Raw genomic sequence first — 23,732 nt, 5'->3', positions numbered from 1 at the left:
TCTTGAAGAAGTGACTAGAAAAAGTAACAGTCTACGTCGAATGGACATATATCTAAGATGCAAGGTGGATGATGAAAACTACGGTATTTGTATTGAAAATAAACCCTATGCGGTAGACCAACCTAATCAACTGATTGATTATTATAATGAACTTATAGCAAAAGGTCATACTGACCCTCAAATTGTTTATCTAAGTGAATATAACGATACGCCAAATCCGGCAAGTGTCGATGCAGAGACATTAAAATGCTGGATAGATAAGAAGCAATGTAGCCATCTTCGTTTCAGTGATCTCACGGGTTGGCTTAAAGCCTGCCAAGTTGAATGCCAAAATCATAGCGTTAGTGAGTTCCTCACACAGTTAATCAAGTTTATTCAAAAGCAATTTATGGGGATTGAAAATATGAGTGAAAGCAATGCAGTTTTAGATATTATTAAAAGAAATGGAGTTACTATTGATGCCAGTATCAAGGTATCTAACACTATAAATCGAATGAAGAAAGAGCTAATAACAAAGCTGAAAATAGATTTGTTAGCAAAATGCAAAACAACTGATTATAAGTTGGATATTAATGATTTTGGTGAAGGTAAGAATTATGAACAAATAAATTTCATAATTCCAAGCTACGATGCTGGGTATATTTGTTTTGAGTTTCAGGGTGAAAATTTTGATCGTCCGTGTCTAGGTATTAAACTCCGGTCAATGGAGGAAGCAAAAAATCATTTGCATACAGAAAAAATGAAAACGACGCTAAATACAGCACTAGCCGACAAAAAGATTTGGAGTTCATCACGTTGGCCAGCAGGTTATTACTTTTATCCACAGGACTGGAAAGGATCAAGTGAAGCATGGCTGATGATAAATGAAGACACAATGGCAGATAAAATTCTAGAAGAAATGGATATCGTTTTTAACACTTTGAAAGCCAACGATTGTTTTACGAAATATTAGTTTGAAAAATCTAGTTTTAAGACGCTTTACTTAACGACTACGCTTTGACTCAACTCAAAAAAGGAATTCAAAAAATGACCAAGATTAACAATATATCAGATACTACTACTGCAAAACCATGGATGTCAGAGCTTTGGACATGGGCCGATGAGTATGGGATTTCTGAAAAGGATTTACCACGTAACGAAGCGCATTTATTGGCGATAACAAAATTGGAGATTTGCTCTGATCAGATTACTGAGTTGCCTGAAGGTATCGGTTTCTTGCACAATTTAACTTACCTGACATTAAAATGCGAAGTGCTTGAGCGTTTGCCAGAGTCTATAGAGCAGTTAAGCCAGTTAGAGAGATTGACGATTACTAGTCATAAAATACAGCAGTTTTCTGATAGTCTTTTTAATCTTAAGAAGCTATTACTAAGAGTAGATGTTCCTCATGAGTTAATTGACGAGTTACCGATTGGTATTATTGAAAGGCATCGAAGGGGAGAATTGGTGATTGTAAATATATCCTCTACAAAATTATATACACCACAAATGAGTGAATATGAGTTATGTGATTTTGGATTTTTCCTTACTAGTGACAATTGGGAGGAAAAAGCACTAATTGATCTGAGGTTCAAAACAGCGCCAGAGTTCTTACTCGGTTTGCAAACCACTGAAAAAACTATTGATGCTTTTGATGTGATGGATGGTGTGATCATTTGCAAGCCTGATGAAGTACAAAAAATAATGAATATGTTTAAAGATATATTTTGCAACGAGTTTGTAGGTATAGACTTTAGAGATGTTAGAGAAGCAATAAATTTTGCGAAACCTGCTAAATTTATACAAGCTAGTGCATTAAAAGTATCTGAATCAGACAAAGTATTTAGTCAGATCATTGATCAGATTCCTGAAGATATCACTATAAACGCTATAATGTTTCAAGCTGAAAGTAACCGTCAACTTACGCTTGATGAGCTTAGAATTGCATCAAATACTATTGATAAAATGGATATAGACGATAAATATGTTTTCTATAATGCAGAAGTTGTCGATAAGCCTGAGCACTGTTGGATGGGTATGATATATATGATCGGGTAGTTTGGCGTAAGGTAATGGCTTGAATGAAATTGTGGACATCGTTTGCAAATGATTATTATTAAGTAGCAAGGAATACAGGAAGTGAAAACTACAAATAAGCATCTATTTGATGATTTTATTCAAGCTCAAAATACTATTTATTCATCGGTTATTAAAGAGTTAACCGAAGGGCGTAAGCGTACACATTGGATGTGGTTTATATTTCCACAGGTGAAAGGCTTAGGGCACAGTACAATGGCTCGCCGCTTTGCAATAGAGAGTCTAGAGCAAGCAAAAGCGTATTTGGGGCACGATGTGCTTGGAGCACGCTTAAGAGAGTGTGCTGAATTACTATTGTTGCATCCTGATAAAAGCGCTTTAGAAATTTTCGGATCACCGGATAATTTGAAATTGCACTCTTCGCTTACGTTATTTACTTTAGCGTCCCCTAATAAAAAATGTGTTTTTGACGACCTTTTGGATCAGTATTTTGAAGGCAGTTACGATATAAACTCTATCAGACTGTTAAAGCAAATCGATGATCAGCAATCTAAGTAAATAAAACCGAATGATTTTTCAAAAGGAGATGTAACCCTTAGGGAAGATCAAAATTCAATAAACGAACTATGCTAGATGTTAAATCTTGTAGAGACTGTGCAAGCGCTCTACAGTCGTAAAATATCGCCAAATTTTATTTTTTTTGATTACCTTCAAACTCCTTAATGATCAGTGAGCATAACCATGAAGTATCATATTGATGACTCGTATATGGATGATATACCTAGCGCGGTTCTATATCGACAAACCATGGATCATTACCCAAAGTCTACTATTGGTTGCTTTTTAATTAGTGAAGGTTGGAATGAGCAGGCACTACTAGAGCTAAAAGATAAAGTAAAGGCTGACATTTTAGTAGGCTTACAAACAAATTATAGTGAATTTGAGCGCTTAGATATTGTAGAGGGGGTTATTAGATGTCAGCCTGATGAAGTAAATGATGTCGTTGAACTGCTAGATGTAAGGTCTGCAAGTACTATTATCGGTATAGATGTGGTAGATATTATAAGCTTGTTTGAGTATGGCAATTTCTTTCAATTCATTCAAGTAAGTGCCACAGGGAAGCCTGAATCAGATTTGATAAAAGTAGTTACATACAAGCTTGTTAGTCAACTTGCAAAAGCTCATGATACTAAAGGGCTATTTGTAGGGATGCAGAGTGTGCAAGCTTTACCACTGGAATCCATGGCCTATGTAATAGAAGCTGTTGAAGGATTGTTGTCTGGTGACGAGGCATCTATATACTATAGTTCAAGTAGTACTGATGAGTTAAATGCTTTTGGGTTAAAGGCGATATATGCTGAAGACTAGGTAGAGGCTCAAACCTAAGCGTTAGTCTATAACTAAAGCATTACTCTTTATGTTTCCAGTTTTCTTGACCTAATGGCATCTGGTTGAGCAAGTCGCGCCTAGATCGCCAGTCAGGCATATAAGTGTCTAGTAGGGCCTTGAACCTATCATTGTGCTGCCGCTCTTTAAAATGTAGCAATTCATGCAAGATGATATATTCCAAACAGGGTAGTGGCTTTTTGGCCAAATCTAAGTTAAGCCGTATGTTTCCTTCTTCTATATTACAGCTGCCCCATTTGGTTTTCATTTTTTGGATCTGCCAATCGCTGATAGTGACACCAGTTTTCTTCGACCATTTATCGATAAGGCCAGGTGCTCTGGCTTTTAGTCGGCCACGATAGTATTCAGACAATAGCTTAATTTTTACTTCATCAGATAGCCCTTTATTTACGGTTAGTATAAGCTTGCCGCTTTTTAATTTGACGGTTTGAGACTTTAGGTCATCAAGCTCAATCACTTCGAGCCGGTAACGCCTGCCCCAAAGATAATGCGTCTCTCCATTTACCATCTCCCTTGTAGATTGACGCTCTTGCTTAGCAAACGCTGCCTGTTGCCTTCTAATCCAAGGGATACGGTGGATGACAGCCATCCGAATGGCCGTCTCTGTCATAGCATCAGGTGCAGATACTCTGACCTGTCCATCAGGTGGCATCACGCTGATATGTAGGTTTTTAATATCCTTGCGAGTTAAATGTATATCTAACTCGCCAATCTTAATAAGCGCTGACTTAATAATCACTGATATTCCTGTTGTGCTTTCACCAAACTAATCAGCTCCTCTATGTCAGTATCAACTTCATATTCTTTGATGACCTGATGCACCGCATTTGTAATCTTGCGCTCTTTAATTAGATGACCTTGCCAATCAGCCTGTTTATGGAGGCGAATAGCTGCATCAACTTTATCTGCCAAGTCTTCATTCTGATCCAAATTATCATATAGTGCGCGTTTAGCAGGGGTGTTAATGGTCTCAGGGTATGCGTCACCACCTGCACTGCCAGTCGGGTTAATTACTTTAGAGGCTAGCTGGCGTATTTTTTGTAAGTACTCAGCGTAAGCAATGGCTTTTTGTCGGCGTAGCTCAATGAGCTCATCGAGTAGGGCAGACATATGCTCGTAGTACTTTGGGTTGACGGGGTTTTCATCGACAATCGTTTTGCGCACGTTGTTTTCGATGGTCTCTGCGACGTTTTCAGGGTTGCTCGCTATATCCTCAGGTATGGCTTTGATTAAAGCTTCAGGCCCTTGATTGACAATTAACTCAATAAGTCCTAAATCTTCAAAGTCGATAACCGTCTCACTAGGGGTGGCATGAATATAAGTGTCTAACATCCTACGCATGGTCGGCTCGTAGCTTTTCATATCGATATGGTCGCCACTCATAAGCTTGATGTTATTACGAACCGACTCAAAGTGCTTTACATCATCTTTGATGCGTTTGATCTCCTGATCGTTATATCCCGCTTCCGCCATTTCATTGGCAATATTGCCATAAGCACGTATCAGCTTGGAGACGCTTTTGTATAAAGTGAGGCGCAGCTGCTCTTTTTCTAGTTTGTCAGCCTCAATCACGCCTTCGCTAGGGCAAAAGTAAGCGGCATAATCTTGAATGTTTCTAGGATATTTAACAGGCTCGCAAAGTCCTCTTACCATCTCTAGGGCATCATCTAAGTTCTGTTTTGCCGCGCTTAAACGGTTCTTTAGCAGCCCATCAATATCTTCATCTTCGTATTCAGCAAATGCGCCTTGGGTATAGTCGGAGATAGTACTGCTTAAAGATTGAAATAGATCCTGATAATCAATGATATATCCATAGTCTTTTTCCGCTCCATCGAGTCTGTTAACACGGCAAATGGCTTGAAAGAGGTTGTGATCAGCCATCTTTTTATCGATGTATAGATAGGTAGCAGAAGGCGCATCAAATCCAGTCAATAGCTTATCAACGACGATCAGTAGTCGCATCTGTCCAGGCTCTTCAATGAAGCGTTTCTTAACCGCCTTTTCAAAGTCCTCTACTTTAGAGCTGGCTTGTTGTTCACTGATATCGTAATAATCAGCAATCATTTTGCGATAGATATGATATTTAAACAGCTTTTCAGTCATACCTTCGCCAGTCTCTTCTCCTTTGATACTGTCAGCCGTCGGTAAGTAACTGGTCACGATCGCTACTTTACCTTTCAAGAAAGAGTCTTCAAAAGCCTTGTAGGATTTGCAGGCTTGATAAATACTATTGCACACAAGCATGGCATTACCATGACCATCCATAAGCCTTGGTTTGACCTGCATATCGAGCAAGATGTCATTGACGATGCACTCTATACGCGACTGGCTAGAGAGCACCCGCTGCATAGTGCCCCATTTTTGTTTCAGCTGGCTCTTGGCAATATTGGTAAGACCACGGGTATGAGCGTCGAACCATTCATCGACTTTTCTGGAAGAGGTGAGCTGCTGGTCGATATCACGGGCTTCGTACAACAGGTCTAAGACCACGCCATCGGCAACTGCTTCATCAAACTTATAGGTGTGAATAAAAGATCCAAAGACTTCGATAGATTTCTTTTTATCTTTTTTAAGCAGTGGCGTGCCAGTAAAACCGACAAACATCGCTTCTGGTAATAATGCCTTCATAGCGCTATGCAGTTTGCCAGACTGGGTACGGTGACATTCGTCAACAAATACAAATAAGTCGCCTTTTGAACTGAAGTCTGAGGGTAGGCTGGCTTGAATGTCTTTTATGAAGTCGTCCGTATCCTCTGTATTCTCGTCATCATCGCTGTGACGACCAAACTTATGCACTAGAGAGCAGAGCAACCAAGGGTTAGGCTGATTTAGCTGGGTAATAAGATCAGCACCGCTCTTGGTGCGATATATTGATTCATCGACACCAAAAAAGACTTTTTCAATCTGTTCATCAAGCTCGGTACGGTCAGTAATAATGAGTACACGGCTATTGGTAACATTCTCCCGTATCCATTTAGCCAGCCAAACCATGGTCAAGCTTTTGCCTGAGCCTTGGGTATGCCAAACAATCCCATCCTTGCGCTGTGCAATGTTTTTTTTTGCCGCCTGTATCCCGAAATACTGATTGTGTCGGCAAGTCTTTTTGACACCCGAATCAAAAACAATGAAGTTATTAATGATGTCTAAGAATCGGTGCTTATTGCACATATGATACAGATGGAAGTCTAAGGGTTGATCGGTGAAGTTAGCGTTTGCTAAAGTAAGATGCGTCGGTACGCTAGTATCAGACTGTGGCGTATGATTGGGGTTGGCTTCTTTCCATTCTAAATAATACTTCTCAGGCGTTTCGATCGTGCCATAGCGCAGGCCTTGGGTATCATTACCTGCCATAACCAATTGTGTGGTGCTAAAAAATTGTCGAATAAATTCTTTCTTTTGGTTGTCTAGGTTCTGATGAATGCCTTCGGTGACGTTGATGCTAGAGCGTTTAAGTTCAATAACGCCCAGTGCAATACCGTTCACATAAAGGACAATATCGGGACGTTTTTTATTTTCGCCCGCGATAGAGACTTCTTCGGCAATGGCAAAGTCATTGGCCTCTATGTTGTCCCAATCAATCAACCAGACGGTCTCTTTATGATCACCAGTACCTTCCTTTTCTTTAATGCCATAGCGCAGTAGTTCATAGACCTTTTTATTGGCATCGTATAATTTAACGCCACTGCCTATAGCGGCTGCTTTTTCTAGAGCGTTTATGGCTCGGTTTTGCAAGGTGCGGCTAATATTACGCGAGCTTAGCCAGTTGGCTAAAATCTCAGGCTCAATATTCTTGTTATTAGGTCTATCTTTAAAGTCGCCTAGATAACGGTAGCCGAGTGTATCAGTAAAAAAGCGTACGACACGGTTCTGAGTGAGTCTTTCTATGTCGGTGACGTTACTCATTCTCAATACTCCTCAGTGAGCTACAAGTTTGAATAAGCTGACTAATCACGTCATCTACTGATGTTAATGAGGTAATCTCGTAGTGCACTGCTTCATCGCCTGTTTCCTCGTGCTTAGTATATTCGCGCTGAAGTCCATTATTTTCAATTACATCACTAACTTTTTGAGGGTAATCGTTTGATGAGCCGTTTTTAAACTGGATTACGAAGTTCTCTGGGGCTTTTAAGATTTCGAAGTAGTAATTACTATTCGCATAATTCCAACCTTCAATCTTAAGAGAGGCTTGCTCCTGTGTGGACTTAACGTATTGATATTCTAAATTAGAGAAGGGCATTAGTTTTTCAAGTTCATCTTTTAGCTGAATATCTAATACGACTGTGTAAAGCTCACTATGATAATGATTACGCTGAGATTGCCATAATAAAAGTACTTCTATCTCACTAATTTCAATAAATCCCTGTTCACAGTAGTCGAAAAGCTGAGGATACTGAATGAGATATTCACGCCATTTATCAAAATCATTATTAGCCAGCACTACATCACAAATACTCTGTAGTGAAGGTTTAATATCATTAGCATCGAAATCGGGATCATCTAGTACGGCTTTTACGTAAGACTGTCTGATTTCCATGGTTTCAGAGCCAATTCGTAATAATCTTTTCCAGCTGTGATCACGATTGATATTGTTTTTGAATAGTCGAGTGCTGAGCAAGTTGTAACGGTCATACGATTTCTTTTTGGTAAAATACATACCTTTAGTCAGGGTCGCTCTCTCCCACAAGTACTCTATGTCTGATGAGCTAGCAGCTATGAGGTTAAAAACAGAACCTAGCGATTGATCGTATTTCTTAAAAGTATCCAGTAAACTATTATTTTCAAAGGCATCCCAATTACAGTTATTATGATTGCGATAGTATTCAAGAATACCGGAGAAGTTGAGTAGGCAACCTATCTGTCCATTAAAGAAGGGGTGGTTTTCAGCCTGTAGGATTGCGTTCTTCCAATCATCTGACTTTAGTATGAGATGAGCTTTAATCTTCTCCTCAACAAGCTGATCTTCTGAGATTCTACTCAAGACGAGCCCAGGTCTATTAGTCAGTATATCCAAAATAGGAGAGTCAAACTTACTTAGCTTTTCAATGGATAGCAGAGCTTCTAAAAAATCTTTTGAAGTATTAAAGATAGTATTTTCAGTTAAGTTATAAATGACACGTATCCATTCAACGAGCTCAGATTGAATGTCATTAGCATCAATGCTGTTAGCTGATTTGAGCTTTTTTGAAAGAAAACGATAAAAAGCATAGAATCGTAGCTTTTCAGGATAACTAGTATTATCTGCTAGTACCTTTTCGAACATAGACACTTCTGAATAATGCGTCTTATTATATGCGTCAGGTAAGTAAGTCTTGAGATGATGGTTGTGATAGTCATCTAGATCAAGCAGATCTAAAAGAGCAATGAGGTTAGTTACAAAATTAGGTGTAAAACAATTTAGTTTAGTGTACTGAGCTATTGTTAAGTGCTGCAACTTGGCTTTTTGTCCAAAAAAAGTATTGAGATTATCCTCACTTTTACTATCATTGTTCTTAGTATCGATAACATATTGGTATAGAATAATTAAGCGAATGAAGTTCATAAGCTCATCATCATAGGAATCATGCTTATCACCAACAGTCCGATACGTCCAAAACAGATCTGCCCAGTCGGTGTCGATCTTATGGATAAAGTACTCATAACCATTGACTACACCACCTCTAGCGGCTAAATCATAATTAGGCAGTTCTTTAGAAAACGACTTTATAGTTTGTTGTAGATTAGCTTTGAAGTTTTCAAATGGGGTGAGGGGCTTGCCTCGCGCGTTCATTTTGATATACAACTCATCAGACAGTCCAAACTTGCTCAAGGGCAAAAATTGGAAAGTGATACAAGGGTTATCGCTATCCACAATCCGCAGGTACAAATCTTCATTACAGAGTGCAAATCTTTCCTCAATCGCCTTTAACATGTTAAGGCAAGCTTGCACAGTAGGATCCTGTTTCCAAGCTGAAAAAAACCAAGTGCTGTCAGCAATGAGTTGGTCAATAGTATAATCATTGATTTTGCTAGATCCGGTTGTTTGATCTATATTAAATTTAGTTAATGCATGGTATCGCTGCTGGATAGTACCGTTAGATAGTAAAGCATTAAAAAATTCTGATGAACTAGGGCGGGTCTTATAGGTAAAGCGTGAATTACCTTTCAAGGTAAAACGTGCTTTAAACTCTGTTAAATGGTTGTATTTTACTGCCAAAAACCAATGTAATAAAAATAAAGTTGTAAGACGCTGCTGGCCATCTAGTACTGAAAGTGTGTCAGTATTGTCAATGTCGCCATATACAAAATCTAAATTTAGAGACGGTTGATCATCATAAGTTTTTTCTCTGATAAGAGCTGAAAAAAGGGAGTCTAAAAAAGCGTTTCTAACCTCTGACTGATCTTTGCGCCCTTGGGCATAATCACGTTGGATAATTGGAATTTCAATAAAATTTACTATATCTAATAGCTCATTAAAGGTTACTCTTTCTCCCATGTTCATTATTGAGCTCCATTTTTAAAAAAGTATTCTGTTATGGTTTCTATAATAGCATCTTGATGGTTTTGGCTATCTTCTGAGCGCCAGTAAAGCATGCTATCTAAATTTTGACTGTAATACTTCAAAAAGACATTTTTGGTGCATAAAGGCACATATATAGCCTTTTTATCAAGCTCAATAATATGCTTGCGTTTAATTGGAAAGATGGCGTTTTTATAACTGCGATTGGTGTATCTATCAAGCAAAGTTAGATTGCCGATTGAGTTATCTACTGCTTCGCCATTGCTAGGATCGTAGATCTCTATGATATTCTTATAAACATTCTCAAACTTATCTTGTTGAAAGGTTTGTGCCTGAAGGATTTGGTTAATTTCACTATTGATACGTTGCTTTTCATTTTGTTCAGCGTTATTAAGCTTGAAAGGGCTTGTATCAACTTTTGAGTTGTCTAAATAGTCTTTAACATCTATTAGCCATTTCTTTTGATTACTAATGCCTTCAGGTATATTTGAGGCTACTGAACGTATATGCTCAACATCCCAATTCTCACTTTTATATCTATCAAATTGAAAGCGAGAGTTTGATTTGGGGTTACTCAATAAGCTGACAATATTAAAAAGTAAAAAGATACGGCGAATCTTACTCAAGTTCTTAGACTCATAATCAAGCTCTGATAAGTGATCACGGACTTTTGATTCAATTTCATCAAATGATGACAAGGCATTGAACTTAGCATCAAAAGTAAGGTTAAAAACTTGACCTATAAGTTTATGTCTTAAATGTTGCTTATCTCGGCTATCTTTACTAAGTCGCATGATTTCAGGAATCGTTTTGCCCTCAGTTATTAAATAGCCGATTAAATGGAGTAATTCGCGGTTATTAAACCACTCTTCTAATGTCATCATTAAACGCTTGATGTTTTGCCATTCTTGAACCATGTCAAAGTTATCTTCTTTTAGCAGCTCATTAAATTGCAAAAAAGTGTTTAACTCATCTCTGTTATTTTCTATTTCACTATGATCTGATGCTCTAAGAGTGAGTAATAAATCAATGCGGTTTGACTCAAGAGTTTCGTTGCTCAAAAAATACCAAAAAGCATCATTTTGAAGACTTTTTTCAATGGCATCCCATTCTTGAGAAAGCGTAAGCTGCAATAGACTTTGGGCATCCTTCGATTTCGATTCTAAAGTGAAATTGCTTGATTTTAAGAACAATGCCTTAATAAGTTCTGCACTTACCAGAGGTATTTTTCCGACGTTAAGTCTTGAAAATACTTGGGTGGGTACCTCATGGTCGCTGAGCTCATACCAAATTACTTTTACACTTTTATTATCTAAATTGAGTAAAGGCGTCTTTATAGAGTTATATTTATCTGAATCCTTTTGCTCATCAAACCATGACTTGATGGCTTCTTTAGCTTTATAAATATGGAAAAAGTCGATATTATCTCTAGCTTGATCTTCGTTGATACTGGCTAAAAAACCGGAGGATTTTGTTCTAGTCTCATAACTCATTTCATAAGGTGCCTTGCATAATAGCGAGGGTATATCTTTCAAGCAGGTTAAAATGATGTAAATAGTGGTTAGTCGTTGTTGTCCATCGACGATTTCCCAAGAGCCATCTTCACGCTGTTTGACGACAACAGGTTGTAAGCAGTAAAAAGTATCCTTTTCGGAGTTCAGTGAGGTCAGATAAAACTCTCTGATATCTTCTAATAAGTCTTGAACTTGTTTTTCTTTCCAGCGGTAGCCACGTTGATAAGCAGGGATATAGAAACTTTCATCCAATAGGTCGACTATTGGTTTTATTTCTAGTTGATTGTCTTGCATATTACTTCCTTGTAATTTTAGTGCGCCAACCGCACTTTCCCAGTCAACAGCTGCTGCATCATGCCTTGCTTGATGTCTTTGGTTTTGTCTAAGCGCTGCTGCAAAGCTTGAATCTCAGTATCCATATCAGAGAGAATAGTGGCGATGGCGGTTTGTTCTTTTTTAGAGTTAGGTAAGGGAACTTTAAACTCAAAAAGACTCTGCAAGGTTATTGATGCTTGGTTAGCATTACCCCTATAAATTTTCTCAATAAAATCAATATAGCGTTCTGTTCTAAAATGACTTAGAAGCAGTGATTGAATACCATCTGTATCCGACTTTGCTCTCACTCTTAAAGCATTTTGATTTAATAAGCTACCATCATGTTTACTTGTGACTTTGATTGCTTTCCCGACCAAAGAGTCGTACATTGGAGGTTTTGAACCTACAGTAGAAATAATTAAATCACCTTTTTGTAGTTTCCAAGGTTTGTAAAGTTTAGCTTTGCTGTCTGAAATATAAATAGGATTATTATCTTTAATGTCAGTAAAACTTGTATCACTAACACGTATAATTCTAACTCCAGTATGTTGATAATCAGCAGACTTAAAAGGACAGCCTTTTATATAATTGATTAAGCTTCCAAATTCAAAAACCTCCCAATCCTCAGGAATTCGCCCCAATTCAGTCTGTTTAAATCCTTTAGCGCTACCGTCTTCATGAGTAGCAAACTCAGGCAGGCGAGTTTTGCCCGTGAGTAGCTGCTGCATGGTGGCGGTTTTTATCGCTTCTTTTTTAGCAATCAATTTTTCTAGCGATCCGATTAAATCATCGATATCAGATAGGGCAGTAGCGATTGCATTTTGTTCTTGTTTAGGTGGTATCATCAAAGGACAATCAAGAACGTCCTGTCTTCTTAAGTTGGTTTGTTTAACTCCATCATCAAATGCTAAGTAATAAGGATTACGATTTAGTTGATAGAATATGTATTTAGGATTATCTTTAGTAATGTTTAATGCACATATTCTTTGATTAATTGAATAAACACTATCATCAGGAACTAGAAAGCATTTTGCGATAGCTCTACCATTAGGTACGTCACTCATCACCATCAATATTTCATTTTTGTAGGCAGGGTTTCTTAAAACCTTAGTTCGCTTGATAACCTTCGCTTCAGTAGATATAAATTTAGAGTTCACTGCTATGTATTTACCATTAGCATCGATGAATTTTTCATGGGCAACTCCATTTCTAAAAATTGCTATATCTTCTATAGTAGCTATACGCCAATCCTCAGGAATAACCCCAATTTCAGTTTGCTTGTAACCTTCAGGTATCTTAACCTCACTCATTACGCCACTCCCATCGCTTGCAGATGCGCTTGTACTTTTTGGCTTAACGTCTCCACCTCATCTATGATTTGCGATAAAGGCTCAGCATAACGCTCATCTAGCTCCTTGATACGGTTAGCAAGCTGGGCAGTAATACGCTCAATCTCATCTTCGATACGCCCTTGTAGCGTGGCATGCCATTTATCATCAATCAATAGCGTCTTGATAGCCGCGTCATCCAAAGTTGGGTAGTGCTTAAATACCGCCATATCTAAAGCATCTTGCGCTTCTTTTAATGACTTTTTCGCGTTGGCTTCCATGTCAGTTAATTGCAAAAACTGTTGAATGTTTTGAATGTCAGTAAAATCAGATTCGTCATCTTCTTGCATTTTCTTACCAATTACGGCAACGGCTTCTTTCTCAAAAACTTTAACCTTTTTTAGCTCAGTTTTTATTAAACTGTCTTTTTTAAGGTAGGTATTGATGGTATTAATATCATCTGCTGAGGCGTCAGTATTTAGATAGGCTTTCAAGTTTTTCAGAGTAATCTTCCCACTATGATTATTGGCTTTGTCAATCGCATGGCTCTGACCTAATATCAATAGTTCATTTTGTGCGCTTTCAATCTCTTTATTCGTTCTCACATAGTTTTTATATTGATCAGGTGCGAATACTCTATAAGCAAGAACATAAAAGTCTTTTAAAGCTTCATTAGCTTCTTTTTTGGTACTTATATTATTGAGTATACCTTCTTCATTGTTATGCTCCTCGATAAGTTCACTCAAGTTGCTACTTATTGTATCAAGTTCATCTTGCATGGCATTAATATGGGCTTGCTCATCGCTATAGTATCGGTTAATGATAAGCGCAGGCGCGATAAGCTCGGCTTTGTACTTATTCTTATTGATAATAAGGTCAGGGGTTTCTTTAAGCTTTTCGCCTTTAGCAGCGATAAGCTGACGCAACTGCTTACCCACTTGCCAGCCATCTTGGCTAATAGCATAGATATCGTCCTGCAAGCTTTCACTCCAGTAGTCCATCAGGATTTGATAGATATCGTATTTATCGAGTAGGGGTGCATGAGCATAGCGTGCTAGCAGATCTTCACCGATTTTATGAATAAGGGCTTTAGGTCTATCGCCTTTGGTGATTTCACTCAGCTTTATGGCTTGCCACCAGTCATTGAATGGCGTTAGGCTTTGCTCAGCAAAGGTAATAAACTCAGGATGAGCCAATACCGCTGCTTTGACCTCAGTCGATGCCACGAGGCACTCACGATAACCATCACGTAAATCAGAAAATAGCGTCTGGCGTAAGTTAGGCAATACCTGCCAATAAGACTCTAGGGAATCGATATCTGCGACAGGAATACCACCTTTTAAATGCGCAGTCAGATCATGCTGATCTTCATCAATACTGGCATCGATATAGCGAGGGATATTTAAGTTATAGTCGTTATCAATGATCTCATCCAACTCAATCATTCGGCTATAGCCTTCTAGAGCGATTTGAGAATTAAAAACATCGACGATTTTGTGGATATCTTGACTACGTAGGCGGTTTTTATTGCCATCTTTCATGTAGCCACGGCTGGCATCGATCATAAATAGACCCGCATCACCTTTTGCTCGGCTCTGTGCGGTGTTTTTATCAATCACGATGACACAAGCAGGGATGCCCGTACCGTAGAAAAGGTTGGCTGGCAAGCCAATGATGCCTTTAATATAGCCTTGCTTGATGAGGTTCTGGCGGATATGCGCTTCGGCATTCCCTCGGAATAGCACGCCATGTGGCAGAATCACTGCGCCAACGCCCGTGCTTTTTAGGCTTTTGATGATATGCAGAAGGAAAGCGTAATCACCGTTCTTCTCAGGCGGAATACCCCAAGTGAAACGGTCAAACTCATCCGACTCTGGGTTTAAGCCACTGGTCCAGTTTTTATTACTAAATGGCGGGTTTGCCACGATAAAATCAAAAGTCTTAAGCTGATTGCCTTCTACGAAGTGCGGAGAGGACAGGGTATTGCCTTTGTAGATGTCAGCGCCTGTAGCCCCATGCAATATCATATTCATCTTTGCTAGTGCCGTAGTCGCAAAGTCCATCTCTTGACCATAGATAGTCAAGCCGTGTGGTGCTTCATCGCTAACTTTTAGTAGCAGAGAACCTGAACCGCAGGCTGGGTCATATACAGTCGCGTCCAGTGGTGTATTGTCGTCAACACCAATAATCTTCGCCAAAATACGTGATACTTCCGATGGGGTGTAAAACTGCCCCTTTGATTTGCCAGACTCTGTAGCGAAATGACGCATTAGAAACTCATACGCATCGCCCAGCAGGTCATCACCATCAGCACGGTTGCCTGATAAATCCAAACCTTCAAATATACCAATCAGCTTAGACAAGCGGTCAACGTGCTCTTTGCCTTTGCCCAGTTTTTCTTCGTCGTTAAAGTCAGCAACGTCAATGACACCGCGCAAACCGTTGGCGTCAGCAAGCTTAGCGATAATTTTATCGACTTTTTCACCAATTTCTTTGTCGCCTTTGAGCGCCACCATATCATCGAAGCTACCGCCTTCTGGTACTACGATATCGCCAAAGGCATCGTCTTTATATTTATCAGACACGTACTTCATAAATAGCATGGTCAATACGTAGTCTTTGTATTGGCTGGCATCCATGCCACCGCGTAGCTCATTGCAACTTGCCCAAAGAGTAGAATAAATCTCGGTTTTCTTAAGTGCCATAGGTATAAATCTTATGATCAGAGGAGGTTTTATTAAATGAAAAATTTATCGAAGAATGGTATCACACAACGGCCCTTATTCTAGTCATGTAGATTGACTTAAAGGGTTAATAGTCATCGATTTCATCTCAGGTTTAGTGTAAATAGATAAGAAGGTTATTTGAATAGAAGCGGAAGATCGTATGTCATCTGTTGTCTTGCGAGTTCAGTATTAATTTAAACTATAGTTATTCTCCGATAAAAAATATAAATGCATATAGCCATTAATTCTCAAATTTATTTTTTATTTCCTAGATATTAGTCGTCAATCATTTTCTAGTCATTTGTTTATGTTAATATTCCATTTTTGTAAGTTGCAGCTTGTAACGACGGGTCTTGCCTGTTGTTATGGATGGTTTTTGACCTAGATATTTATTACTAAAATTTGCTGACTTTAATTTGGTTATGTTTAGGTTGAATAGTATAACTTTCAACCTTTTATTTGATGGGATAGGTGATATTGATAAATTGGTTAAAAGTAGCGCAGTTTTCGCAAGGCTATTATGTTTTTCCTGCAATAATTTTCATCTTTATTGCTTATATCAGTTTGCGGTTTTTCTTAAACTATTTAAGTCCTGCTAAGGAACTAAACAATAAAATATCACAACTAGCTGATGAATTAGACAAGCTTAATGACAACTCTAATCTTGATAAAGACTCATTAGACGTAAAGTTTGAAGGCAACCCTTCTTTGAAGCAAGCTTGGATAAGTTACAAAAAAACCTTTCATGATACTTATGAAACAGTGGATGGCGAAGCCAAAGTAGCTTATTCACGGGCACCGCACCGAAAACGAGCTTTTTGACTGAGTAGATAAACTTAACTATATTCAAAAAGATACCTCGAGAATTTCTCTACAACCCCCGAAAAATGGACAAAAAAAAGCCTCACATCTCCCATTAAGAGATGTGAGGCTTTTGCGCTTTATTCAAGCTAATTTGGAGCGGGAAAAGAGATTCGAACTCTCGACCCCAACCTTGGCAAGGTTATGCTCTACCACTGAGCTATTCCCGCTGATTATCAATTAACTGTCGTTAGTTGATGAAGGCGTATTATACGCAGTTTTTTAAGAGTGTCAACACCTATGACGAAAAAAGTAAAAGTTAGTAAGACAGGTATGTTATCTGGCCATAAATGTATGTTATAACAGTTTCTTATAATATGCATTCCAAAAGCTTTGCATTAAATAAATAAGCTGGGATGTACTTTATAGTTAGTCATAATCAAATTAAAAACCAACAATACTTAGAATGATAAGTCAAAGGATAAGAAATGAGTCAACAATATACCATCGCTGATTATTTGTTTGATCGAATCGCTGAAGCGGGTGCCACTGAAATATTTGGTGTGCCCGGTGATTTTAATTTAACATTTTTAGACAATGTTATCGCTTCTGATAAATTGCGCTGGGTGGGTAACACCAATGAGTTGAATGCAGGCTACGCAGCTGACGGCTATGCACGTGAGCGTGGTTTTGCCGCTATGGTAACGACTTTTGGCGTCGGTGAGCTGTCAGCGATTAATGCAACGGCAGGCTCGTTTGCAGAGTATGCACCGGTATTGCATGTGGTCGGCGCACCAAGCACAGCATTGCAAGATTCCAAACGCCGGATTCACCATACTTTGGGTGACGGGGTATTTAACCATTTTATTAAAATGGTCGAGCCGGTGACTGTGGCGCGCGCGCACATTACACCTGAAAATGCTGCTTCTGAGATTGATCGGGTTATTCGTCTGATTCTTAAAAAGCATCGTCCCGGTTATTTACTGTTATCACCAGATGTTGCAAAAACGCCCATTTATCCGCCGACGACCAAACTTGTCGATAGTGAAGAAGATATCACCAGTCAAGCGGCGCTAGATGATTTTAAGCAAGCGCTAATAGAATTTCTGCCAAACAAAACCACCACGCTTATGGCAGACTTGATGGTGCATCGTTTAGGGCTGCAAAAGCAGTTAAAAGCGTTGCTTGCCGATACCAATATTCCTTATACGACGCTATCGTGGGGCAAAACTTTGCTTGACGAAAACAGTGATCGTTGGGCAGGGACTTATGCAGGCGTGGCATCGCGTCCCGTCGTTAAGGATATGGTCGAAAACTGTGAATGTTTGATTAAGATTGGCGTGCAGTATACGGATACTACGACAGCGGGTTTTAGCCAAAATATTGATGAAAATGTGGTGGTTGACCTGCATTATGAGCGTGCAAGTATCGCAGGCAGAAACTTTGCACCCATTGCCCTAAAAGATGCTCTAAAAACATTGCATGAGGTGATGACTTCAGATATTAACATTGTGCCAAAGCAGTTCTGTGAAGAGGTAAAGCCGCATGAGCAACATGGCAAGGATGATGAGGCTATCCGTCAAGATGACTTATGGCATATCATCGCTGATGCGCTTGATGATAAAAACTTGGTGTTTTCTGAACAAGGTACTGCCTATTTTGGTATCAGTGATGTGCGTCTGCCAGAAGGCGTGACGTCTTATGGACAGCCTATGTGGGGTTCTATCGGTTATACTTTGCCGGCGAGTTTAGGCGCGGCCATTGCATCGCCGCATAAGCGTAGTATTTTGCTGATTGGTGATGGCTCGGCATTATTAACCATTCAAGAGATTGCGGTCATGATTCAAGAGCGGGTCAATCCTGTGATTGTACTGATTAATAATGACGGCTATACCGTTGAGCGGGCGATTCATGGTGAAAATCAGTATTATAACGACATCCCTAAATGTGACTGGCAGCTGATGCCAAAAGCGTTTGGTGCTACTGATGATAGTAGTCTGCTACTAAAAGCAGAGACAGCGGGTGAGTTAAAAGCAGCTCTCAAGCAAGCAGCTGCCGCCAAAGACAAGCTGGTTATGTTGGAAGTCATCGCTGGTAAGCATGATATCCCGCCACTACTGGCCGACATCAGTGCCGCGCTGAAGCCAAAAAATGATTGAGTAATTAATAAAAAACTCGCTTCATAAAAAAGTGCAAGAAGCCCCATCTAGCAATGTTGCTAAATGGGGCTTCTTGCACTTTTTTATCCTATAGATTAATTAATCAGTTATTGCTCTTATGTCGGTTTGCAGACTTTAGTATCATGGTAGATTGGGTTATTTCCAGCCCTTATCATTCCATAGGAGATGACCCCGTCGTGATTTGGCTAAAAATACTTATTGGCGCTTTGATGGTTTTGCTCATTCAATTATTTGCGCAGACCAAATTCTTCTATCTGGCGGCATTGGCACCGCTATTCCCTACATTTACCCTGATCAGTCATTTCATCGTTGGTACTGAGCGTAGTGCCGCGGATCTAAGAGTGGCATTGATATTTAGTATGCTTGGTGTCATCCCGCATCTTATTTATACTTTTGTGGTGTTTTTTAGCATCAGTTATGTCAGCTTGTATAAGGCATTGCTACTAGGCGTCGTCGCTTGGACAGTGGCAGCGACTATTTTAGTGCTTGCTTGGCAATACATTCAGGCTTAATAAGCTGCAGAACAAGGTTATAAGTCTCAATTCAAAGAACGCTTTATAAGTTTAAATAGAAAGATTGGTACGTTTTTTTAATAAAATTTCTTTGACGATCGGTTCTTTAAGGTTGGTAGGAAGTGTTATTCTTGAGAACGGTTTTATGATCCTATAGTCAGTCTTATATAAAATAAACACAGTGTTACTGGGATGAATTTTTCGTAGCATCGAAACTGCGAGGGCACAGCAAGCAAGGAAAGTTTATACCAGTAGCGCATTAAAATATTTGTAGTCATTTTATTTGGGACTGACTATATCTAAATGATATTGAACCGACTATATCTGTAATTTCCCCCGCAGCACAGTAAGATCAATATTAGCGCAATAGCGCAACTGGTTATCATTTATAAAAATAGGGCTTAAAAAAGATGGATACCTTAAATATCCTGTATCTCGTAGGGGCGTTGTTAATTTTTGCCAGCATTATGGCAAGTACGTTGTCGGCGCGTTTGGGCGTTCCTTTGTTATTGTTGTTTTTAGTGGTTGGCATGCTGGCTGGCGAAGAGGGGCTATTGGGTATTGAGTTTTCTCAATATGGTCTTGCCAACTTTGTCGGGCAGGCGGCGTTGGCCTGTATTTTGTTGGATGGCGGTCTACGCACCTCTTTTAAATCTTTCCGAGTCGGCTTAAAACCAGCCATCACGCTTGCCACGTGGGGCGTACTGGCGACTGTCATGATACTGGGTGTGTTTGTCACGTGGCTGCTTGATGTTGACTGGCGCTTTGGTCTGTTAATGGCAGCGATCGTTGGTTCAACCGATGCAGCAGCGGTATTCTCACTGCTGCGTAATGGCGGTGTCAAGCTTAACGACCGCGTCCAAGCGACGTTGGAGCTAGAATCCGGTGCCAACGACCCGTTAGCTATTTTATTGGTGACGGGGTTGATTGCTTTAAATGTTGACCCTGCCGGACAGACAGTATTTGGCTTTTTAGGCTTGCTATTACAACAGCTTAGCTTTGGCCTTGGTATGGGTTTGCTGTTTGGCTATTTATTGGCAAGACTATTGCCCAAGGTACATCTGGCAGAGGGTATGTATGCCATCTTGATACTGTCGGCTGGCTTGGCAGTGTTTGCAGCGACCAATTTAATCGGTGGTAGTGGATTTTTAGCCGTTTATCTTACTGGTGTGCTGATAGGTAACCATAAAGTGCGCTCAACCGAACACGTCATGCGGGTGATGGATAGCTTTGCGTGGTTATCACAAGCAGTGCTGTTTGTCGTTTTAGGTTTATTAGTCACGCCATCGAACGTCCTCAATGTTTGGTATTACTCGGTCGCCATTGCCGCCTTTATGATTTTGATTGCCCGTCCCATCGCGGTCTATACCAGCGTGAAGCCTTTTAAGTTTAAAGACAGAGAGATTGGCTTTATTTCTTGGGTGGGCTTGCGTGGCGCTGTGCCTATTACTCTTGCGATATTGCCTGTCATGGCAGGGATAGACAACGCCTTTATGCTGTTTGATATTGCTTTTGGCGTGGTGGTTTTATCTTTGATTTTGCAAGGTACAACCATTCCCTTTATGGCAGATTTATTCAAAGTACGTATTCCGAATAATAAAGACCCAGAAGAAAAACATGAGGTTTGGGTGTCGGACAAGGCGAGTATTACGTTATATCAGTTTCAAGTGAAGTCAGGGGCGTTTGCCATTGGCCGCCATCCGAGGGGTATCTCTAATCGCGTCAATCCTGATGAGATTAGTATTTTTGCTTTGGTACGTGGGCAGCAGATTGTGATTGTCGATGATAATACCAAGCTCAAATTTGGAGACAGTGTCTGGTATGCTATGCGCGGTGATCACGCCAGCCAGATTGCTAAGATATTCAATGATACAACATTAGACCGAAAAGCCATCGATGACTTTTATGGCGATTGGCTACTATCACCTAGCGTCAAGCTTGGCGACTTGCCATTCTTGACTGGTGTCATGACCCCCGAATCTTTGGTCGATAAACTTAAGTCCAAACCTAAAGACGACGAAAAAAGCATGTGGTCGCAGACGGTTGCTGAATATGTCAAAGCCAGCTTAGCTATGACGCCAGTATCAGGAGATACCGTTGCCATCAATGACGAATGGTCATTAGTCATCAAAGAAGTCGATGATCAAGGCAAGCTCAGAACCATTGGTCTAAAGCGTCAGGAGCAACCAGCAGCGTAAACTGGTTTATAGGAGATTTTTATCACTTCGGTGTTTTTTCTAAATCAATTCGGTGCGTTTTCTAATAAAAGACGCATCATTTGACTTAAAAAGTCGGCGACTTGTTTGTGCAGGTTTTCTCGGTAAGCCCAATGATGCTTGACCTCATAACTGGCCTCATTGGGCAGTAGTATTTTCATCAGCCCCATCTCTTCATAACGTTTGGCTAAATCATTAGGCAAATAGCCAACATGATGACCTGCCAAAATCAGCTGCGCGGTTGCCTCCATATGATAAGTGGTAGCGCTTAACGTCTTGGGGCGGACATGATTGATGCTCATATCGGTAATATACCCTCGTTTTATCCATGGATGGTTTTGTTCCAAGTCCTCAAAGCTTAAGCCTTCTGACTCATAAAACAGTTTATGCTCGCGTCCGCAGCAGACGACCTGCCTTTCAATAAATGCTGGCTGAAAAGTGAGTAATGGTGGAAAACTACCAAAATAACCCACGCCAATATCACTCTCGTTACTCAGCAGCTTCTCCAGCATGCTTTCAGGGCTTTGCACATCGATAGAAAAATGAATGAGTGGATTGTCATGGTAACTAGAGGCCAAGCACTGGCGCAAGGCATCATAAAAAGACGTCGGCATCTGATCAATGAGACACAGTCGGATATGACCGCCACGCACCGAGTCCAATTGCCGAATATAATGCAGTTGATGCTGAAAGCTGGCCACCGCTTCGGTAAAACTCAAGCAAGCCTCGTAAACCGCAGCGCCATCTTCTGTCAGCTTAAAACCCGCGCGGCCACGATGACAAAGCGTCATACCCAAGCGATCTTCTAAATGGGTTAAATGTCCACTAATGACAGAGGGCGTCACATTTAAGCGCGACTGAGCGGCGGTCACGCCTTGACACTCCACGATTGCCATAAAGCTACGCAAGGTTTTGATGTCTATTTTTATCAATTCATCTAACATCGAAAGTTATGTTCCCGTATCTATTGTCTTGACCAAAACTTTTATAAAACTTCTAATAATAACGATTAAATCTAACTTACTACGAAAAAATAGAAGTTTACTTCTGAATTTTACCATGGTCTGCCTACCGATATTTAGGTATTGTCAGAATCATATAAAAATTGATATATAACAAATTGTCTATTTCGACGACATAAAACAAGGATGTGAATTATGAAATTCAATCAACCATTGAGCGGCAACGACATGCCAAGATTTGGCGGCTTTGCTTCTATGATGCGCCTGCCAACTCAGGCTGATGCAGCAGGATTAGACGTGGCTTTCGTTGGGGTACCTATGGATATTGGGGCGTCAAACCGTAGCGGTGCCAGATTGGGCCCTCGCCAGATTCGCGATGAATCACGCATGATTCGCCCTTATAACGTTGCCACTCGCGCGGCACCCTTTGAGTCTTTACAAGTCGCTGATATCGGCGACGTACCTATCAATACCTTCAATCTCTTAAAAAGTATCGATATCATCGAAAAGTTCTATACAGAAAAAGTCGTGAATCATGGTGCTATCCCATTGACATTGGGCGGCGATCATACCATTGCTTTGCCTATTCTGCGTGCACTCGCCAAAAAACATGGCCCTGTCGGTATGGTACATATTGATGCGCATGCAGATATCAATGATGAGATGTTCGGCGAAAAAATCGCTCATGGTACGCCGTTTCGCCGTGCTGTCGAAGAGAACCTTATCGATGGTAATCGTGTGGTACAGATTGGTCTGCGTGGCACTGGATATAGTGCTGAAGAATTTGATTGGTCGACCCAACAAGGCTTTCGCGTGGTTCCTGCCGAAGAGTGTTGGTATAAGTCGCTGACGCCATTGATGGCAGAAGTCCGTGAAAAGCTTGGTGACGGTCCTGTCTATTTAAGTTTCGATATCGATGGTATTGATCCGGCATTTGCACCGGGTACGGGAACGGCTGAAATCGGTGGCTTAACCTCGACGCAAGCTATTGAAATTATTCGCGGTATGCGTGGCCTTGATGTCGTCGGAGGTGATTTAGTAGAAGTGTCACCACCGTACGACCCATTTGGTAATACCTCTGTATTAGCCGCGAACTTATTGTTTGAGATGCTGTGTATCTTGCCAGGCGTCCGCTACGACGATAAAGTCAAAGCAGTCTATTAATCATCATTCGTTATCTTTTCGCCAAATTTATCCTTTGTTAATAGGGTGATATTGGTTTTTATATTAGATTTAACGATTTTTTTATACGATATTGA

General features: G+C 40.1%; 16 protein-coding genes and 1 tRNA gene. 9 read left to right on the top strand and 8 right to left on the bottom strand.

Annotation, left to right across the window (positions count from 1 at the left end; all coding sequences use genetic code 11):
- The 4 genes from HQR03_RS08830 to HQR03_RS08815 form a co-directional block, all read left to right on the top strand.
- Positions 1–952, top strand: a 952-nt coding sequence (locus HQR03_RS08830) for a PD-(D/E)XK nuclease family protein (protein WP_173239917.1), incomplete at its 5' end; no start/stop codon positions are given.
- Between the two features lie 74 nt (positions 953–1,026).
- Complete coding sequence (locus tag HQR03_RS08825) at positions 1,027–2,037, top strand: leucine-rich repeat domain-containing protein (protein ID WP_173239916.1); 1,011 nt, start codon at positions 1,027–1,029, stop codon at positions 2,035–2,037.
- Positions 2,038–2,118: 81 nt separating this feature from the next.
- Positions 2,119–2,574, top strand: a complete 456-nt coding sequence (locus tag HQR03_RS08820) for a DUF1810 family protein (RefSeq protein WP_173239915.1) — start codon at positions 2,119–2,121, stop codon at positions 2,572–2,574.
- Positions 2,575–2,757: 183 nt separating this feature from the next.
- Entirely contained in the window at positions 2,758–3,384 is a 627-nt protein-coding gene (locus HQR03_RS08815) for a hypothetical protein (RefSeq protein WP_217271578.1), read from the top strand.
- A 40-nt stretch (positions 3,385–3,424) separates the two neighbouring features.
- Here HQR03_RS08815 and HQR03_RS08810 read toward each other — a convergent pair whose 3' ends face one another.
- The 6 genes from HQR03_RS08810 to HQR03_RS08785 are packed head-to-tail and all read right to left on the bottom strand — an operon-like array spanning position 3,425 to position 15,781.
- Entirely contained in the window at positions 3,425–4,162 is a 738-nt protein-coding gene (locus tag HQR03_RS08810; protein WP_173239913.1) for a YgjP-like metallopeptidase domain-containing protein, read from the bottom strand.
- Positions 4,159–7,326 carry a type I restriction endonuclease subunit R gene (locus tag HQR03_RS08805; RefSeq protein ID WP_173239912.1) on the bottom strand — a complete coding sequence of 1,056 codons (3,168 nt, stop codon included), beginning with the start codon at positions 7,324–7,326 and terminating at the stop codon, positions 4,159–4,161. Before HQR03_RS08805 ends, HQR03_RS08810 begins: the two co-directional genes overlap by 4 nt.
- Positions 7,319–9,901 carry a DUF262 domain-containing protein gene (locus HQR03_RS08800; RefSeq protein ID WP_173239911.1) on the bottom strand — a complete coding sequence of 861 codons (2,583 nt, stop codon included), beginning with the start codon at positions 9,899–9,901 and terminating at the stop codon, positions 7,319–7,321. The genes HQR03_RS08805 and HQR03_RS08800 overlap by 8 nt, the downstream gene beginning before the upstream one ends.
- Complete coding sequence (locus HQR03_RS08795; RefSeq protein ID WP_173239910.1) at positions 9,901–11,727, bottom strand: GmrSD restriction endonuclease domain-containing protein; 1,827 nt, start codon at positions 11,725–11,727, stop codon at positions 9,901–9,903. Before HQR03_RS08795 ends, HQR03_RS08800 begins: the two co-directional genes overlap by 1 nt.
- A 17-nt stretch (positions 11,728–11,744) precedes the next feature.
- Complete coding sequence (locus HQR03_RS08790; protein WP_173239909.1) at positions 11,745–13,058, bottom strand: restriction endonuclease subunit S; 1,314 nt, start codon at positions 13,056–13,058, stop codon at positions 11,745–11,747.
- Positions 13,058–15,781: a type I restriction-modification system subunit M gene (locus HQR03_RS08785; protein ID WP_173239908.1), complete on the bottom strand. Its 2,724-nt coding sequence runs from the start codon at positions 15,779–15,781 to the stop codon at positions 13,058–13,060. Before HQR03_RS08785 ends, HQR03_RS08790 begins: the two co-directional genes overlap by 1 nt.
- 498 nt (positions 15,782–16,279) lie before the next feature.
- Between HQR03_RS08785 and HQR03_RS08780 the strand changes: the two genes are divergently transcribed.
- Positions 16,280–16,624 carry a hypothetical protein gene (locus HQR03_RS08780; RefSeq protein WP_217271577.1) on the top strand — a complete coding sequence of 115 codons (345 nt, stop codon included), beginning with the start codon at positions 16,280–16,282 and terminating at the stop codon, positions 16,622–16,624.
- A gap of 134 nt (positions 16,625–16,758) precedes the next feature.
- Here the strand turns inward: HQR03_RS08780 and HQR03_RS08775 are convergent.
- A tRNA-Gly gene (locus tag HQR03_RS08775) sits at positions 16,759–16,833 on the bottom strand.
- Positions 16,834–17,091: 258 nt separating this feature from the next.
- On the opposite strand from HQR03_RS08775, the gene HQR03_RS08770 reads away from it, so the two are divergent.
- The 3 genes from HQR03_RS08770 (at position 17,092) to HQR03_RS08760 (ending at position 21,493) form a co-directional block, all read left to right on the top strand.
- The gene (locus HQR03_RS08770; protein ID WP_173239907.1) at positions 17,092–18,762 is read left to right on the top strand and encodes an alpha-keto acid decarboxylase family protein; all 1,671 of its coding nucleotides are present in this window, start codon (positions 17,092–17,094) and stop codon (positions 18,760–18,762) included.
- Between the two features lie 143 nt (positions 18,763–18,905).
- Positions 18,906–19,295 carry a GlpM family protein gene (locus HQR03_RS08765; protein ID WP_217271576.1) on the top strand — a complete coding sequence of 130 codons (390 nt, stop codon included), beginning with the start codon at positions 18,906–18,908 and terminating at the stop codon, positions 19,293–19,295.
- A 410-nt stretch (positions 19,296–19,705) separates the two neighbouring features.
- Positions 19,706–21,493, top strand: a complete 1,788-nt coding sequence (locus HQR03_RS08760; RefSeq protein WP_173239906.1) for a potassium/proton antiporter — start codon at positions 19,706–19,708, stop codon at positions 21,491–21,493.
- A 44-nt stretch (positions 21,494–21,537) separates the two neighbouring features.
- On the opposite strand, the gene HQR03_RS08755 is transcribed toward HQR03_RS08760, so the two are convergent.
- Positions 21,538–22,455: a LysR family transcriptional regulator gene (locus HQR03_RS08755; RefSeq protein ID WP_101212049.1), complete on the bottom strand. Its 918-nt coding sequence runs from the start codon at positions 22,453–22,455 to the stop codon at positions 21,538–21,540.
- A gap of 213 nt (positions 22,456–22,668) precedes the next feature.
- Between HQR03_RS08755 and speB the strand changes: the two genes are divergently transcribed.
- A complete protein-coding gene (gene speB / locus HQR03_RS08750) occupies positions 22,669–23,637 on the top strand; it encodes an agmatinase (RefSeq protein WP_101212050.1) in 969 nt (322 codons plus the stop codon).
- The last annotated feature ends 95 nt before the right edge of the window (positions 23,638–23,732 follow it).

The sequence above is a fragment of the Psychrobacter okhotskensis genome (genome assembly GCF_013248965.1).
Lineage (GTDB): Bacteria > Pseudomonadota > Gammaproteobacteria > Pseudomonadales > Moraxellaceae > Psychrobacter > Psychrobacter okhotskensis.
Note: the sequence above shows the minus strand (reverse complement) of the source record. Positions and strands in the feature narration are given on the sequence as shown.